The following is a 15,993-nucleotide window of genomic DNA, read 5'->3' as shown; positions in this document are numbered from 1 at the left end:
GACCTGCCCGGCCGAGCAGGTCACCGCGAGCGGGCCCGGCGCGGGCCGGGCGCGCAGGTGCCAGGTCATTGCCACCGTCGGCGACCAGCCGACGTAGCCGAGCCGGAACGGGGTCGGGGCGAGGGAGTCGGCGGCCACGATGGCGATCAGCGCGTCCGGGTCCTCGCCGGTCAGCGTCCGCACCCACGCGGTCAGGACGGCGCCGGGGTCCTCGGGACTCACCTGATCGCGCGGCATCCGGCCCGGGGCATAGCGGACCGAGACGCTGTCCAGGATGGTCGGCCCGGTGCCGGGCGGCGTGCTCGGCTGGGCGCATTCGCTCTCAACGACGGGGAGCGCGGACGGGTCGGCGGGGACGTCGCCGTGCGGTTCGTCGGCGCAGACGATGGTGGACTCCAGGACGATGACGCCCTGCTGGCGGAGTACCACCCGGGCCGTGGCCAGGGTCTTCCCGACCCCCATGACGTTCACCTCGAGCTCGGCCGGCCCGGGCCGTGCGGCCTTGAGGAAGGTGGTCGACACCGAGGCCGGATGCGCCCGCCCGGTCTCGGCCAGGGCCGCGCGCGCGGCGATCGCCGACATGTAGCCGCCGTTGGGATTGCCGTAGGCGCTCCAGTACGGCGTGAGCTCGGTGTCGTAGCGCCCCGGGCCGGCGGAGCGCACGGCGGTGGCCTCGGCGAAGGTCATGAGATCGAACCGTAGCCGCTCCTGCCCAGTGCTTCAGGCCCAGTGCTTCAGGCCCAGTGCTTCAGGCCCAGTGCTTCAGGCCCAGTGCTTCAGGCCCAGTGCTTCAGGACCGGCGCGAGCTGAGCGACGGAGGGGCCGTACATGACGTGCTCGGCGTGCTGGAGGACGTGCCGATCGTGAAGCTGATCGCGTACTACCTGCCGGCCTGGCTGTGGGCCAAGTACGGCCTCGAGCACCCCGGCGGCCCGACCTGCCGCGGCCAGGTCGACCTGATCCCGCACGAGCTCGACCCGGACGCCTTACGCGAAACCGCGAAGCGGATCCCCGTCGAGCTGGTGGAGGAACTGGCCTGGTTCGGCAACGCCGAGGAGATCGCGAATCGGCTCAAGCCCTACGCCGAAGCCGGCGCGGAGCACGTCGTGCTCGGCGACGTCACCGGCACCACGTACGCCCCCGAGGAGACCATGCGCGTCCTCGGCACCCAGCTCCCGCGGTTGTGCGAGCTGGTTCACGCGCTCTGACCCGTGGCCCGAACCAATAGGCGTGTCACGCCAAATGGTTCGGGCGAGGGTCAGCCGCGGCCGAGGACGCGGTTCAGGGCGGGAGCGACGTCGCGGTGGGTCTTGATCTGGGCGGTCATGCCCTTGCCCAAGCGGGCGATGTCCTTGCCGAGGTCGCGGTCGTGCTCGCCGTCGGTCTGCAGCAGTACGTGCAGCTCGCGGAACCGGCGGGCCAGCAGGCGTGGGTCCGGGCCGGCGTTGTGCACGGCGTCGGTGAGCAGCACCCCGACCTGGCGCCGGGCGGACGACGCCTTCAGCACCGAGTCGCCGACTGAGAGGGCGAAGTGCACGTTGGTCAGCCCGCGGGCCGGGATGCGTAACAGTCGGTCCAGCAGCACGATCGGTGAGGTGTTCCCGCTCAGTGGCTCGAGCAGGGCCGCGTCGGACCAGAAGCCGATCAGCGCCAGTCGGTGGCCGGCCCCCGGGCCTGACATCGCAGCGGACATCGCAGCCACGGTCGCCGCGGCCACCCGGACCTTCTCCCCTCGCATCGACCCGGAGACGTCGACCATCAGCACCACGTCGATGCTGCGGCGCACCGACTCCCGCACGATGATGTCGGTGTCCTCGGGCACCGGGCGCTCGGTGAGCACCTCGAGCGTGCGGTCGAGATCGATCTCGTCCGAGCGGTAGTGGTACGGCACCGAGATCGGCCGGCCGCTGCCGGCCATCACATCGGCGTCCCGCCAGGACCGGCGCAGTGCCAGGTTCCGGGTGATCTGACGGGCCATTCGATCGATCTCCGGATCGGGCTCGCGTTCCTCAAGGAGCTCGCCGAGGTCGCGGACGGCACCGGCCTGCGCGGTGACCACGGTCGCTTGGGATCCGGGGGGTGCCTCGGCGTCGCTGCCGTCGCGGTCCCCGCCGGTGTTCAACACCAGCGGCGTGCCGTTCCCACCGAACAGCGAGGGCACCTCGGTGAGCACCTTCGGCTTGCGCCGCAGCGGCGCCAGGCCGTGGTCGCGCGGCGGCTCACCCGACGGCAGGCCGTCGGGATCGTCGATGGCGACTCGGGTGCCGCCCGGGCTACGCCGGGCGCTCAGAAAAAATGCCGCTCCCAGATGTCCTTGATGACGTCCTCGGGGGTCCGGTCACTCGCCTCGTCGAGCGAGATGCGCGCGGACAGCGCAAGCATCGCGGCGTCGAGCACGCGATGGCGATGTCCCTCGCCGCCCTCCGCACCGAACCCGGCCAGCTCGGCCGCAATCGCCGTGATGTCGATCGCCCCGCGTACCGACGAACCGCGGCGCAGCTCCTTGTGGTTACGGGTGGACCGGGTGATGGCGACGGCGTCGGAGATCAGCGCGGTGTCGGTACACCCGGTGCGGGTGGCGACGATCGCCTCCTCCTCGGCCGCGTCCTGGTAGCCGACCGAGAGCCGGCACCAGCGGTCGTAGACCGAGTCCGAGATCCGCGCGGTGCCGACGGAGTCGTAGGGGTTCATCGACGCCACGACCCGGAAGGTCTCCTTCGCGGTGATCACCCCGACCCGGGGGACCGCGATCTGACGCTCCGCCATTGCCGCGAGCAGCACGTTGACGGTGTCCTCGGGCGCCCGGTTGAACTCCTCGATGTAGAGGAAGCCGCCGCCGGTCATGGCTTCCAGCAGCGGACCGGCGACGAAGTTGTCGCTGCTGTAGTCCTCCTTGAGCACCCGCGCCGGGTTGTGGTGCCCGACCAGGCGGGCCGCGGTGAGCTCGGCGTTGCCCTCGACGAGGACGAACGGAACCCCCCAGTTCGCGGTGATCGCGCGCAGCAACGTCGACTTGCCGGTGCCGGGGGGGCCCTCGAGCAGGATGTCTCGCCCGGCCGAGACGGCCGCGAGCACCAGGTCGAGCTCGCGGCCACGTCCGACAACCTTGGCCGCGATCGCTTCGCGGCGACTGTGCATATTCACTTCGCGATCGATCACTTCTCGCAGAACCCCAGGTCTACCTTGAGTTGTTGGCCGGTGATGCACTTGCTCTCGTCCGAGGAGAGAAACAGCACGGCGTCGGAGATGTCGCTCGGCTGCAGCCAGGCCTGGGGCAGGCAGTGCATCTCGGTGAACGCCTCGACCATGTCATCCGGGCCCGGGTTCTCCAGGTCCGGCCGGAACAGCTGGTAGATCGCGTCGTTCTTGAACAGCCGGGTGTCGACGGCGGTCGGGTGGATCGAGTTGCACCGGATCCCGGCGCCGCCCCACTCATACGCCCAGGTCTTCATCAGCCCGACCACGCCGTGCTTGGCCGCGGTGTAGTGCGCCAGGGTCGGGAAGCCCTTGATGCCCGCAGTCGAGCTGATCAGGATGATCGACCCGCCGGCATTGCGCTCGAGCATGTGCGGGATCGCGGCCCGGACGGTGGTGAAGACCCCGGTCAGGTTGATGTCGATGGTGACCTGCCAGGTCTTCTGGTCCATCTCGTGCGTCGGGCAGGCGCTCATGATCCCGGCGTTGGCGACCACGATGTCGACCTGACCGAGATCGGCGATGCCCTGGTTCACGGCGGCGATCATCTGGTCGAGGTCGCGGACGTCGGCCTGGTGCACCGAGATCCGCCGGTCGAGGGCCTCGACCTCCTTGGCGGTCTGGTCCAGCTCGTCGCGGGTGCCCATCTCGTACTGCACCGTCTCGATCTCGGTGCACGCGTCGATCGCGATGATGTCCGCGCCCTCGGCGGCCAGACGCAGGGCGTGGGAGCGGCCCTGCCCGCGTGCCGCACCGGTGACCAGCGCGACCTTTCCTGCTACTCGTCCCACGATGGACCTCCTCGTCCGTGCGCCAATCCGGATGGCGTCGCACCCCACCATTGAGGCTCAGCCGCGGGAGCGCAACCGTACGTTTGGTAGCTCGGGTGCGGGCAGTGTGGACGGCCAGGCCTCGGGGAACGTGCCGTAACGGCCCCCGTTGGCCGGTGCCGTGCGCTGGCGCTGCCAGTCCTCACGGAAACCCACAATTTCCTCGTGGCTGCCGCCGACGAAGTTCCACCACATGACGATCTGCTCGCCGAACGGTTCGCCGCCAAGGACGAGCACGCGGGTGGGCCCCTCGCCCGCTTCGGCACGAATGGTGGACACCCCGGCGGCTTGGAACACGATCTCGCCGGGGCGATGCCGGAGCCCGCGATCATGATGTTCAGCTCGCCGGGCCGGACCAAGGCGTGCGCGCCGGTGGTGTCGCGGTGCTCGACCTCGCCGGAGAACAACCAGCTGACCGTCTGCAGGCCGGTGTGCGGATGACCCGGCACGGACATGCCGCCGCTGACCGAGACGTCGTCAGGGCCGTAGTGATCGACGAAGCACCAGGCGCCGATCAGCGAGCGCCCGCGCTGGGGGAGTGCACGGCGCACGGTCATCGCCCGCGGGCCACCGAGGGGGACCTCGCGCTGGTAGAGGGGACCGGGGCCGGGGCATCGACGGCTCTTCCGTACGGCGCGGGTGCGACCGGCGGGTCCGGCCGCACCCGGGTTCGCTCAGGCGGCGGTGATGCCGCCGTCGATCACCAGCTCCGACCCGGTGACCCAGGTCGACTCGTCCGAGGCCAGGTAGAGCACGCCCCAGGCGATGTCCATCGGTGCGCCCGGTCGCCCGAGCGGATGGGCCTGGCCGAGCGCGTCGAAGAAGGCGTCGCGGTCACCGGTGTTGTCTCCGAGGAGCTGCACCATCGGCGTCCAGGTGTAGCTCGGGTGCACCGAGTTGATCCGGATGTTGTAACCCTGTTTGGCCACGTGCAACGCCGCGGACTTGGTGAACAGGCGCACCGCGCCCTTGGACGCGTTGTACGCGGCGAGGTTCTCGATGCCGACCAGGCCGGCGATCGAAGAGATGTTGATGATGGATCCGCCCCGGGGTTCCTGACTCTTCATCACCTTGATCGCGGCGCGGGTCCCGAGGAAGACCGCCTCGCTGTTGACCGCGTTAACGAAGCGCCACGCCTCCAGGGTGGTGTCCTCCACGTTGGCGTCGTGGACCACACCGGCGTTGTTCACCACGATGTCGAGGCGGCCGTGCGTGGCGACGAGGTCGCTCATCAGGGCGTCCCACGCGGCCTCGTCGGTGACGTCCTGGTGCAGGTACGTCGCCTTGCCGCCGTTCGCGACAATGTCCTTCGCGAGGACTTCGCCCTCGGCGTCCAGCACATCGGTGAGCACCACGATGGCGCCCTCGGCCGCCAGGGTTCGGCCCGTCGCCTCGCCCAGCCCGCGCGCGCCGCCGGTGATCAGGGCAACCTTGCCCTCGACTCGTCCCACGTCATGCCTCCAGCCCATCGGTATGGATCGTCGGGAGTCGACGCTAGGGAACTGTCTGTGGCGGGGACACATCAGCGCGCACCGGTAGGGCCTGGTGCGTTTGCACCATGCCGATCGGCGGCACCGGTGGGTACGGTCGATCGCGGCCGAGAGGAGGGTCCGGGGTGCACGTGCTGGTGGTGGACGACGACGCCAGGGCCCGCGAGCTGCTGGGTCTCGTGCTGGAGTCCGCCGGGCACACCGCCCACACCGCCGCGACGGTGGCCGAGGCGTGGGCGTCGCTGCGCTCGTCCCCGCCCGATCTGCTGCTGACCGACCTGCGGATCTCCTCGGCGACCGACGGGCTCGAATTCGTCGCGGCCGTGCGCGCGGACCCGCTGCTGGCGGACCTGCCGATTTTCGCCCTGACCGGGGTGACGAGTTCGGCGGATCTCGCGCGGGCCCGGTCGGCCGGGGTCCAGCTCTGCCTGGCCAAACCCGTGGACGTCCGCCAGTTGCTCGGGGAGCTGGCGAGCGTCGCGGCCGGTTAACCGGGTGAGCGGGGCAGCAGCGCAGCGAGCGTGGCGAGGACGTCCGGGACCTGCACCGGCTTGCCCAGTACCGCGTCGACCGCCAGGTCGTCCGGGACCGTCGCCGTCTCGGCGCTGAGCACCACGATCGCGGGACGCGGCGAGCCGGCCCGGGACAGCGCGCGAAGCAGATTCCAGCCGCTGCCGTCCGGCAGCCCGATGTCGAGCAGCAGGACGTCCGGTTCGGCCTGACGGGTGAGCGCCAGGCCCTCCCGCCAGGTGCCCGCGGTGAGCAGCCGCGTTCCCGGCCACGGGGCCAGCGCCGCGACGATCAGCTCGATGCTCGGTCGGTCGTCCTCGACGTAGAGCAGCGTCCCCGCCGGGAGTGCCACGGCGAGTGAGGGAGCCTCAGACTCGGCACCCAGGCCGGCACCGGTCTCCGCAGCGGCCCCGTTCCCGTGCGGGAGTTCGCACCAGAAGGTGCTCCCGGCGCCGAGGGTGCTCGAGACCTCCAGCCGGCCGCCCATCGTCGTCACGAGCTGCGCGGACAGCGCGAGCCCGAGACCCGAGCCCTCGGACCGGCGGTCGCCGAGCCGCTGGAAAGGCTGGAAGATGCGGGCCTGCTGCTCGGGCGCGATCCCGGGGCCGTCGTCGGTGACGCAGATCCGCACCGACCCCGGTAACGACCCGGGCCCGTGCGTGACCCGCACCTGACCCCTCGGCGCGGAGTACTTCACGGCGTTGTCCAGCAGGTTGATCAGGACCTGGCGCAGGCGTTGGGGATCGGCCCGCACGGTCGTCTCGTCCCCCGGACACGGGCCCACCAGGGTGATGCCCCGATCGGCGGCCAGGCCGGTGACGATCTCGAACGCCTCGGTGATCGCCGCCCGGACTCGGACTATGCCGATCTCGAGCGCGAGCTGGCCGCTCTCGGCGGCGGAGAGGTCGAGCAGGTCGTTGATCAGGCGCAACAGGTGCCGCCCCGCGGCCAGGATGTGCTCGACCGCCTCTTCCCGCTTGCGCGGGGAGAGGTCGACCAGCTGCATGACCTGGGCGAAGCCGATGACCGCGTTCAGCGGGGTGCGCAGCTCGTGACTGGCCAGCGCGAGGAACTCCGTCTTGGCCTTGGTTGCGGCCTCGGCGACGTCCCGCTCGCGGTGCGCCTGCGCCATCCGCCGGCGCTCGGTGAGGTCGAACAACTCGACGCTGAGGTAGCGGGGCTGGTCGCGGTCGTCGGCGACGACCGAGCAGGTCATCGAGGCCGACACCGGGTCGCCGCCGTCCGCGGGATAGAGCAGGACTTCGTCCGGGCCGGTCCGCCGGGTGCCCTGCGCCCGGCCCATGTCCTCGATCCGGCGGCCGACGGACGTCGCGCCGTCCGGATCCAGGTACTCCTGGAGCATCCCGCGCGGGCCTGGGATGCCCAGCATCGCGCCCAACGCGGGATTGATCTGCAGCAGCATTCCGTCCAGCCCCACCAGGGCCATCCCGACGCCGGCGCCCTCGAACGCGCTGCGGAAGCGCGACTCGCTCTCCGCGAGCCGGGAGAACAGGTTCGAGGTGCCGATCGCGACCGCGGCGACGTCGGTGCAGCGGCGGACGAGGTCGGCCGCGTCGGCGTCGGGGCGCCACCGGTGCGGGTAGTAGACCGCGAAGGTCCCGAGCACCCCGCCGCCGTCGGAGTCGATGATCGGGGTGGACCAGCAGGAGCGCAGGTTGTCCCGCAGCGCGTAGTCCTTGAACTTCGGCCAGTGCACGTCGGTCTCGATGTCCTCGGCCACCACGGGGCGCCGGGTGAACGCGGCGGTGCCGCACGACCCCTGGCGCGGGCCGATCTGCACCCCGTCGATGGCGATCCGGTAGCGCAGCGGGAGGTGGGGTGCGGCGCCATGGGTGAGCGAGCCGTTCTCTTGGTCGAGCAGCAGGATGGAGCACGAGCTGCGGGGCAGTTGGTCCTCCATGGCCAGGACGATCGCGTCGAGGGTCTCGTCGAGGGGCGCGCGCCGGGCGATGGCCTCGAGGATGCGCGCCTCGTCCCGAACCGGATCGCCCGCCACCCCGGGCCGGGCCGGCGCGATCAAACGGTCGCCGGCGGGCAGCGTGAGCAGCACCTCGGTGCCCGCCGTGAGCCGGTGCACGGTGAGGGTGCCCCCGGAGTCCTCGGCGAACTCCGCCACCTCGGTCAGACCCAACCCGTCGCGGGGACGGGCCCAGCCGCTGCGGAAGGGTTCGGCGGGGTCGGCAGCGGTCCAGCCCGCCGGCAGCCCGCAGCCGTCGTCGCGCACGCTGATCAGGACCTGGCCGGAGACGGTGGCGACCTCGACGGTGACGCTCCGGGCACCGGCGCGATGGGCGTTGTCGAGCAGCTGGGCGAGCGCGGCCCGAAACCGGGCCTCGTCGACGAGCACCTGCGCGGGCCGGCCGGTCTGAACCTGCACGTGGACCGGCGGCGGTGACGGAAGGGTGGAGACCGGGTTCAGTCCGCAGACTCCGTGCACCACGCGCTCGGCATCGAGCAACCGCATCGGCCCGCCCGATCGGGACGCGCGCCCCGTCCGCCACCCCAGGACCCGGCCCTCGGCCGCCAGTTCCAGTAACTGCTCGCGCCGCCGCGCGGGCCCCCCGAGCAGCTCCGCGAGCATCGCGACGGAGGAGAACGTCCCGCCCAGCGCGTGCCCGGTGAGCAGGGCCTCCTGGCGGAGCACGCGGGTCCGGTTGGCCAGGGCCTCGGCGGCGCCGGACGCGGCCGCGATCTCCTCGGGGCTCGGGTCGCGACCGACGACCGTCAGCACCACATCGGCCCCGTCGAGCCGGGCCCGGACGGCGTCGAGCGGATCGTTCGACCGGACCAAGGCAACGATGGCAGTATCGGGCTCGGCGGAGCGGACCCTGACGAGGTCCTCAGCCACGACGACCCGGCACGGACTGCCGGCGGCGAGGGTCCCGCTCTCGTGCCCGAGGAGGTCCTCGCTCATGATCGACAACTCCGCTGTCGCCGAGGGCCGCGGGCCGGGTGTCCCGCCACCGGTGGACGGGCCGAAGCTAGCACTGCCCGGCGGATCGGCGTCCTCCGCGAACGCCCGGACGACCGTCGTCGTGGTGGACGATCACCGGGTCTTCGCGGAGCTCCTCGCCGAGTCGTTGGGCCAGGCGGGACTCGAGGTGCTGGGGACCGTGTCGACGGCCGCCGAGGCGGTTCGCCTGGTCGGCGTGGTCCGGCCCGCGGTGGTCGTCCTGGACCAGAACCTGCCGGACGCCGACGGCACCGCGACTGTGCACGACCTCAAGCGCGCGGCTCCCGGCGTGCGGGTGCTGATGCTGACCTCGGCCGTGGAGCGCACGGTGCTGCGCGAGGCGCTCGACTCCGGGTGCGACGGCTTCATCACCAAGCGACAGGGGACCAGCGAGGTGCTCGCCGCCATCCGGGCCGTCTGCGCGGACGAGCTTCCGGTGTCGCCTGACATGGTCGGGGCGCTCGTGGGGCGTCGCCGGGCCGGCGTTCCGGTCGAGCTCACCCAGCGCGAGACCGAGGTCCTCCGGCTCCTCGCGCAGGGGTTGCCCAGCCGGCAGGTGGCGGAGGCACTGAACCTGTCGGTCAACACCGTGCGCAACCACACGCAGCACCTGCTGACCAAGCTGGACGCCCACTCGCGGCTGGAGGCCGTCGCCATCGCGACCCGGCTGGGGATCCTCCGGGCGCGGTAGACGGCCGATTCAGGACCGCAGCAGAACCCGATGAGGGGACGTCGTTTGCCGAACCGGTGGCTCGCTCGGTCGTTGGCGCTGCTCCTGCTCACCGTCGCGGGTGGACGAAGGTCGCGACCGCAAAGCTGAACCGCACGGGCAGGGCGACCGTGCCAAGCGGCCAGTAGGGACCCACACCTATCGGAACCGGCACGCACCCTGGACCGTAGCTGCTACTCCGCCAGCCCGATGTCCTCAGGGGAGTCGTCGTCGGTGTGCCCGTCGCCGTCGTCGGGTGATTCGTCGTCCGGGTCGTCGTCGGTGTGCCCGTCCTCGTCGGGGTCGTCCTCGGGTGCGTGCTGGCCGGGTGCGCCACCGCCGGGCGCATCGTCGCGCGGATCCTCTCCAACCCGGTCGCCACCGGTGTCCGGGTGGCTCCCCTCACTTGGCTCGTCCGCTCCAGAGCGGTCGTCGCGTTCCTCGACATCGGCACCGTTGGCATCGCTCCTGCCGGCGATGGAGCGATCCTGCGCCCCGTTGGTCCCGTCCGCGCCGGATGGTGCATCGGAGTCGGTCAAGGACCCGGGACCCCGCTCGGGACCGGGCTCGGCGCCGCGGTTGTCGGTGACGGACGCAGGAACGGTGGCGGGTTCGGCCGGGCCGGGATGCGGCTGCCCAACCTGGGTCGCCGCGGCCACCGTGGCGGCGACCCCGGCCGCGGCAAACGCGCACTTCGCGCCGACGCTGAGATGGGAGACCGCGATGGCCAGTGCAGCCATCCGGGCTCGCCAGCGACGGCGAGAGCCCGTCGTCGGGCGGGCGTTGCGGATCGTCCCTCGCTGCGCTGGCAGGGCCACGTCGATCGCCGAATTGGCACTGCAGGTGGGTCCTGCGGGGTCGGCGAGGAACGCGCTCAACGCCGGCGAGGCCATCGGGGGCGGACCGGCCGCAAAGTCGGCAATGCGTTGCAGCGCCTCGGACATCATCGGCTCGGACGAGCGGAACGTGTCCTCGTGGCGGCCGTCGAAGTCCGCACTCCCGGTCATGACTGGGCCATCGTTTCGGGGGTGCTTTCGGTGACGGGTTCGTGGGGGCCCAGTAGCCCACGCCGTAGCCGCGCCACAGCTCGATGATGCAGCTGGCGCACCGCGTCGGGGGAACGATGCATGACGGCGGCGACGTCGGCGACCGCCAGGTCGGCCACTATGCGCAGCAACAGCACGTTGCGCTGGTCCTCGGGCAGGTCGGCGAGCAGTGTGAGCACCTCGGCCTGGGCCAGGTGAGCCAAGGCGTCGTCTGCCGCCGATGGCACGCGACGGGGGTCGGACTCCGGCTCGTACGGCTCTTCGACGGCGCGCCGGACGCGGCGCCGGAGATCGTCGGCGCTGCGGTGATGCGCGATGGTGAACAGCCATCGACGGAACGCCGCACCGTCGCCCTCGAACGTCGGCAACCGCTGGAAGGCTCCGAGGAAGACCTCGCTGGTGAGGTCTTCCACGTCCTGCGCGCCGCGGCCGCGCAGGTATCCCGCGACCACTGGCGACAAGGTCCGCCAGATCGCTTCGAAGGCGACTGCCGACCCGGCGCGGGCTGCCTCGACGAGTTCGTCGAGAGTGGTTGCGGCCGATCCGGACACCGGCCCCTCAACCTCCGCCTCGCCCTGCAGCGAGCACCTTTGGCTCGCGTTTGCGGTATCGGCGGATCACGGCCCCTGCTGAAGGGCGGTGCGCTCAGGCGCACACCTGGCGGAGAAGCTCGACCTCCTCCACCTTTCCGTGCTCGAAGTCCAGCTCCGAGATCGTCACGCCCGGCACCAGCGCTACGGTGCCGGCGTCGTCCGAGCCGTCGTCTCCCTCGCTGGCGACCGCCGTATCGAGTTCGTCCTCGCACTCGTCGTCCCAGCGCACCTCGGCGTCCGCGGCGAGTACGACCGTGCGGGCGCCGTCCCCGCTGGGGAGGTAGACCAGCGTGCGGGTCGCGTCGTCGTAGGAGACGACGGTCCCGACCAGGTCGCCCTCGTCCTCGTCCTCCTCGCCGTCATGGTTGCGATCGCCGTCACAGCTGTCCCGATCGGAGTCGTCGTCGTCCTCATCGTGGCGGCCGTTGTGATCGCGGTCCTCCTCGCCGTCGGGTACACCGTCGTCGTCAGAGTCGCGGTCCCGGACCCGATTGCCGAGTTCGTTCTCGTCTTCGTCGGCAATGTGGTCCCCATCGCGGTCGTCGTCGTCGGCGCGACAGGACTCCAGGGCGTCGTCCTCGTCCTCGTTCGCGACGCCGTCGCGGTCCCGGTCCTCGTCGCCGTCGAGCCGCCGGTCGTTGTCACTATCGGCGTCGTTGACACTGGTCTGGCTGCGCAGCTCGTCGCCGTCGTCCTGGCCGTCGTTGTCGGTGTCCTCGTCGTGCGGGAGGCCGCCATTGCGGTACTCCCGCAGGTTCGACAGCCCGTCATGGTCGGGGTCTGCCTTCGCGTCGCCCGCCCGGTTCGGGTTGAGGTGGTGGCGTCGCTCCCAGTTGTTCGGCATGCCGTCGCGGTCCCTGTCGTTGCCGGCCGCGCTCGCGGTCGTCGGCATGGACAGGACGGCGGCCAAACTCATCGCAACGGCAGCAAACCACCGGACATTCGGAGTCTTCATGTTGGTGCATTCCCTTCGGTAGCCGAGCCACCTCGACACCGGCGAGGCCTCGTGGCTTTGCGCCCCCACCTCGCGATGGGTTTGCCCTTGTCGCGCCCGCGGGTTCCGCTGGCACCGACGTCATCGCCGGGGTACGGAAAACGTGACGGCAGGCTGTCCGAGCACGAGCCGGGCACGCCGTACCGAGCGTTCCCCACGGCGGCGCCGGCCGAGCGCCGCGCCTGCTTATCGCTGGACCGGTTCGCTGGCGCGAGTCCAGCGCGCCGTCAACGCGCAATCGTCGAACGCCATCGAGGGGCACAACGTCGAACTGGCCGACGCGCTGCGCGTGCAGGACGGACAGCCGACGGAGCGGGCCGTGGCCTTGGACGCCGTGGCCCTGGAGGGCTTCCGCGATGCCATGAACTATCTCCTGGCGCTGGCCAGGGACGAGTCGTTCACCTACGACGTCGGATCGATCCGAGCCCTGCACCGGATCATGACCGAGCGCTACCTTGAACGCGGCCGAAGACGAGTCCTTCGCGCTTCGCGGTCTGGAAGAGCCGATCGCGCAATGAGCGCAGGTTTGACGCCGGGGAGTCGTACTGCTTCACGATGACCTCCGTTGCCGGGGTCGGACCTCAGCTGCCTCGAGCTCGGTGCGCAGGTCCGCTGCGGCTGCGCGGCGGAGGGTGCCGGCGCGCTCCGCCCGCTCAATCGCTTGCCGCAGCTGATGCGGGTCGGTCCCGGTCGCGGCGCAGTCCTGGATGGTCTGCGCGACGGTCGTGACCGGCAGCCCGTCGACGTGCGTGATGACCGCGTCGTCCAGGTCGCGGCGGTGCATCCGGTAGAGCGCGCCGCCGGCCGCCCGCGGATGGTTGTCCCGCGGAACCGAGAGATGGATCCGCGAGGTGTTGACGTCGGACAGCTCGTGGAGGACGAGCGCCGACTCGTGGGAGACCACGCCTCGCCCGAGCGTCCAGGCCACAGCGGCGGCGAGGTCGTCGTGGGCGCCACGCGGCAGGACCGGCACCCGGTAGACACCGCGGCCCGCCCGCTCGAGCCGCCCGCGGGCAGCCATCAGCCGTGACAGCCCCGGCAACCGCCCTCGAACTGCACCCCGCCCGGACCCGCACCAAGCCGCGAATTCTCAAGGCGCTGGCGCAGCGAGCCCAGAATCGCAACGAGCACTCCTCTTGCTCGTCTCGAGCCCGCGACCTGCCCGCCGTCGATCTGAAGCGGATCGCGCTTTCTAATGGGGCTGTCAAGCGGCGACGGGTAGGTCGGCGCGGTAGGGCTGACGGGTCCTCAGCACGGCGTGTAGGACGTCGACGCGGCGGCGGGCTAGGCAGATCAGGGCTTGGCGGTGGCGTTTGCCTTCGGCCCGTTTGCGTGCGTAGTAGGCCTTGCTCGCGGGGTCGGTGTTCAGGGCGCAGAACGCCGATTGGTAGAACACGCGTTTGAGGGCCTTGTTGCCCCCGGCCGCGCGTCGGGCGGAGCGGGCCTTGCCGGACTGGCGCAGGACCGGGGCCAGGCCTGCGGCGGCGGCGAGTCGGTCCGCGGTGGGGAAGCGGTCCAGGCCGCCGGCCTCGGCGAGCAGTTCCGCGGTCAGGGCGGCCCCCATCCCGGGCAGGGTGGCGATCAGGGCCGCGTCAGGGTGGCGGTCCAGGACCCTGCTGATGCGCTCTTCCAGGGACGGTGATCTTGTCCCGGGTGTGCAGGGCCTCGGTGGCCATCTCCCGGATCAGATCGGCCGCGGCGCACTGGCCCGGGATGGTGGTGTGCTGCTCGCGGGCGGCGGCCAGGGCCGCCTCGACCAGGTCCTGCACGACGGTCTTACGGACCCGGCCGGCCTTGTGCAGGTGCGCGTTGAGGCGGGCGTGGCCGGCGCGGCGGATCTCGGCCGGGGTGACGTAGCGGGTGAGTAGCCACAGCCCGGTCTTGTTGCCCAGCTCGATGATGCGTTCCAGGCCGGGATGGACCGAGACCAGCAGGTCACGCAGCCGGCCCTTGCGCCGGACCTGGTCGGCGACCAGCTCGCGGCGCCGGGCCACCAGCAGGCGCAGCTCGGCATCGATCTCGCTCACCGCGTTCAGCGGGCGCAGGTCATCGCGGGTGCGGACCTGATCGGCGATCACCTTGGCGTCCTTGGGGTCTGACTTGCGTTCCCCGCCGGTGGTGCCCTGCCGGGCCCGGTTCACCGCCAGCCCCGGCACGTGCACGCACGCGAGCCCGGCATCGAGCAGCATCGCCTGGGCCAGGCTGGCGATCCCGCCGAGCAGGTCCAGCCCGACCGTGACCGGCCCGTGCTCGGCACCGGCCGCACCGATCTCGGCGATCAGTTCCGTCAGCTCGCCCGGGGTGTTCTCCACCCGTCGGCTGCTCAGCACCTGCCCGGTCTCGCTGACCACCAGCGCCGCCCAGTGGAACTCCTTGGCCACATCGACGCCAACCGCAACGCCCATCGCGCGCACCCTTTCGGTCGTTGATCTCCCAGCTCCCAATACGCGCGTGCCGCTTCCCGCCGGCCATGCCCTACACAGCGATGAATCGCAGTTCCTAATCAGCGGTCAGGAAGAGGCGGCGGGACAGGGGGCAAAGCGCGATGAGCCATCAACGGCAGCACACAGGAAGCCATACCTGTCCCGCCCGCGTGCCCCGATCCTTCCCGAGGGCCGGAGCACCGTCAGGAACGTAGGGCACACAGGTAGCTGTGGCGAAAGAACGCGGGCGGTCCGAGGGCCCCGTCGATCTCGACGCCCTGAGCGCACACATAGAGGTGGGCGCCGGGCGGTCCGGCGTGTCCGCATGCGCGGCCGGGCCGGGAGCGGGGTGGTCGAGGTGATGTCCCTGGCCTGCCTGTCCGCCGGCGCCGGGTACCGGTACCTGCTGAAGAACACCGCCGGCGGGGACGCGACCAGGGCCCCGGGCCAGTCGTTGACGGACTACTACGCCGCCACCGGCAACCCGCCCGGCCACTGGTTGGGCGCTGGTCTGCCCGGCCTGGGCACCGGCGACGGCCGAGACCTGGTCGCCGGGACCCGGTCACCGGCGACCGGCTGGGCCTGGCGTACCCGGTGTTCAAGACCATCGCCGAACGGACGGCGGCCCGCGCCGCGCGGCTCCCTGCCGACCTGCCCGAGGCCGAGCGGGCCGGGGCCGTTGCCGAGATCGAAGCGCAGGAGGCCGGACGCCGGACGCGGTCGGCGGTCGCCGGCTACGACTTGACCTTCACCGTCCCCAAGTCCGTCAGCGTGCTGTGGGCGCTCGGCGACCACGAAGTACAAGCAGCGGTCGAGGGCGCGCGTCACGACGCCGTCGCCGCGGTGCTGGGTCTGGTCGAGGACCGGTTCCTGCACACCCGTATCGGCAGCGGTTCGAAGATCCGGGTGCCGGGGCGCGGGGCGATCGCCCCGGCGTTCGAGCACCACGACACCCGCGCCGGCGATCCGAATCTGCACACCCACCTCGTGATCGCGAACAGGGTCCAAGGCCCCGACGGCCGGTGGCGCTCGGTCGATGGGCAGGTCCTGTATCAGGCGACGGTGGCGTGCTCGGAGATCTACGACTCGACGGTTGCCGACTTGCTTGCGTGCGCCGTGAGGCGCTGTTGATTCGAGTGGAGGTGAGAGACCTTCGCCGCCGCCTCGTCGCAGCGGGGTGGTGAAGCTGAGGGCAGCCTGACCCGGGTGATTGCCGGGGAGGGTGGGAG

The 15,993-nt window shown here is 71.4% G+C and carries 16 protein-coding genes, 2 pseudogenes and 1 riboswitch; of the genes and pseudogenes, 5 read left to right on the top strand and 13 right to left on the bottom strand.

Features of this window, described 5'->3' with window-relative positions; all coding sequences use genetic code 11:
- Positions 1-687: thioesterase family protein (locus H0X00_RS11705; RefSeq protein WP_293770134.1), on the bottom strand; the 687-nt coding region annotated here is incomplete at its 3' end.
- 146 nt (positions 688-833) lie between these two features.
- Between H0X00_RS11705 and H0X00_RS11700 the strand changes: the two genes are divergently transcribed.
- Entirely contained in the window at positions 834-1,208 is a 375-nt protein-coding gene (locus H0X00_RS11700) for a hypothetical protein (protein WP_293770131.1), read from the top strand.
- 50 nt (positions 1,209-1,258) lie between these two features.
- Here the strand turns inward: H0X00_RS11700 and H0X00_RS11695 are convergent, their stop codons facing one another.
- The 5 genes and pseudogenes from H0X00_RS11695 to H0X00_RS11670 all read right to left on the bottom strand — a co-directional run bounded on the left by H0X00_RS11695 (position 1,259) and on the right by H0X00_RS11670 (position 5,476).
- Positions 1,259-2,161, bottom strand: coding sequence for a vWA domain-containing protein (locus H0X00_RS11695; RefSeq protein WP_293770128.1), 903 nt, complete (start codon positions 2,159-2,161; stop codon positions 1,259-1,261).
- Between the two features lie 125 nt (positions 2,162-2,286).
- Positions 2,287-3,138 carry a MoxR family ATPase gene (locus tag H0X00_RS11690; protein ID WP_293770125.1) on the bottom strand — a complete coding sequence of 284 codons (852 nt, stop codon included), beginning with the start codon at positions 3,136-3,138 and terminating at the stop codon, positions 2,287-2,289.
- Positions 3,139-3,155: 17 nt separating this feature from the next.
- Positions 3,156-3,986 (bottom strand): mycofactocin-coupled SDR family oxidoreductase, encoded by an 831-nt coding sequence (locus H0X00_RS11685; protein WP_293770122.1) that lies wholly within the window; start codon positions 3,984-3,986, stop codon positions 3,156-3,158.
- A 57-nt stretch (positions 3,987-4,043) separates the two neighbouring features.
- A pseudogene (locus tag H0X00_RS23825) lies at positions 4,044-4,582 on the bottom strand (pirin family protein).
- 117 nt (positions 4,583-4,699) lie between these two features.
- Positions 4,700-5,476 (bottom strand): glucose 1-dehydrogenase, encoded by a 777-nt coding sequence (locus H0X00_RS11670; protein WP_293770114.1) that lies wholly within the window; start codon positions 5,474-5,476, stop codon positions 4,700-4,702.
- A gap of 164 nt (positions 5,477-5,640) precedes the next feature.
- Here H0X00_RS11670 and H0X00_RS11665 point away from each other — a divergent pair, with 164 nt between their 5' ends.
- A complete protein-coding gene (locus H0X00_RS11665; protein WP_293770112.1) occupies positions 5,641-6,006 on the top strand; it encodes a response regulator in 366 nt (121 codons plus the stop codon).
- On the opposite strand, the gene H0X00_RS11660 is transcribed toward H0X00_RS11665, so the two are convergent.
- Complete coding sequence (locus H0X00_RS11660) at positions 6,003-8,960, bottom strand: ATP-binding protein (RefSeq protein WP_293770110.1); 2,958 nt, start codon at positions 8,958-8,960, stop codon at positions 6,003-6,005. The two genes, H0X00_RS11665 and H0X00_RS11660, sit on opposite strands and share 4 nt — an antisense overlap.
- On the opposite strand from H0X00_RS11660, the gene H0X00_RS11655 reads away from it, so the two are divergent.
- Complete coding sequence (locus H0X00_RS11655; RefSeq protein WP_293770107.1) at positions 8,959-9,690, top strand: response regulator transcription factor; 732 nt, start codon at positions 8,959-8,961, stop codon at positions 9,688-9,690. The two genes, H0X00_RS11660 and H0X00_RS11655, sit on opposite strands and share 2 nt — an antisense overlap.
- Before the next feature lie 212 nt (positions 9,691-9,902).
- On the opposite strand, the gene H0X00_RS11650 is transcribed toward H0X00_RS11655, so the two are convergent.
- The 3 genes from H0X00_RS11650 to H0X00_RS11640 form a co-directional block, all read right to left on the bottom strand.
- A complete protein-coding gene (locus H0X00_RS11650; RefSeq protein ID WP_293770104.1) occupies positions 9,903-10,715 on the bottom strand; it encodes a hypothetical protein in 813 nt (270 codons plus the stop codon).
- Positions 10,712-11,305, bottom strand: a complete 594-nt coding sequence (locus H0X00_RS11645; RefSeq protein WP_293770103.1) for a sigma-70 family RNA polymerase sigma factor — start codon at positions 11,303-11,305, stop codon at positions 10,712-10,714. Before H0X00_RS11645 ends, H0X00_RS11650 begins: the two co-directional genes overlap by 4 nt.
- A gap of 94 nt (positions 11,306-11,399) precedes the next feature.
- Positions 11,400-12,302 (bottom strand): hypothetical protein, encoded by a 903-nt coding sequence (locus tag H0X00_RS11640; protein WP_293770101.1) that lies wholly within the window; start codon positions 12,300-12,302, stop codon positions 11,400-11,402.
- Positions 12,303-12,316: 14 nt separating this feature from the next.
- Positions 12,317-12,398, bottom strand: a riboswitch (cyclic di-GMP riboswitch).
- Between the two features lie 46 nt (positions 12,399-12,444).
- Between H0X00_RS11640 and H0X00_RS11635 the strand changes: the two genes are divergently transcribed.
- Positions 12,445-12,900, top strand: a complete 456-nt coding sequence (locus H0X00_RS11635; RefSeq protein ID WP_293770099.1) for a hypothetical protein — start codon at positions 12,445-12,447, stop codon at positions 12,898-12,900.
- Here H0X00_RS11635 and H0X00_RS11630 read toward each other — a convergent pair.
- The 3 genes and pseudogenes from H0X00_RS11630 to H0X00_RS11620 form a co-directional block, all read right to left on the bottom strand.
- Positions 12,892-13,368: pseudogene (locus tag H0X00_RS11630) on the bottom strand (hypothetical protein); the annotation flags it as partial. The gene H0X00_RS11635 and the pseudogene H0X00_RS11630 sit on opposite strands and share 9 nt — an antisense overlap.
- A 177-nt stretch (positions 13,369-13,545) precedes the next feature.
- Entirely contained in the window at positions 13,546-13,905 is a 360-nt protein-coding gene (locus tag H0X00_RS11625; protein WP_367186562.1) for a transposase, read from the bottom strand.
- Between the two features lie 28 nt (positions 13,906-13,933).
- Positions 13,934-14,746, bottom strand: a complete 813-nt coding sequence (locus tag H0X00_RS11620; RefSeq protein WP_293770096.1) for an IS110 family transposase — start codon at positions 14,744-14,746, stop codon at positions 13,934-13,936.
- Positions 14,747-15,358: 612 nt separating this feature from the next.
- Between H0X00_RS11620 and mobF the strand changes: the two genes are divergently transcribed.
- Positions 15,359-15,895 (top strand): MobF family relaxase, encoded by a 537-nt coding sequence (gene mobF / locus H0X00_RS11615; RefSeq protein ID WP_293770094.1) that lies wholly within the window; start codon positions 15,359-15,361, stop codon positions 15,893-15,895.
- Positions 15,896-15,993: the final 98 nt, after the last annotated feature.

It is taken from the genome of Sporichthya sp. (genome assembly GCF_013815995.1).
In the GTDB taxonomy this organism is placed as follows: Bacteria; Actinomycetota; Actinomycetes; order Sporichthyales; family Sporichthyaceae; genus Sporichthya.
Note: the sequence above shows the minus strand (reverse complement) of the source record. Positions and strands in the feature narration are given on the sequence as shown.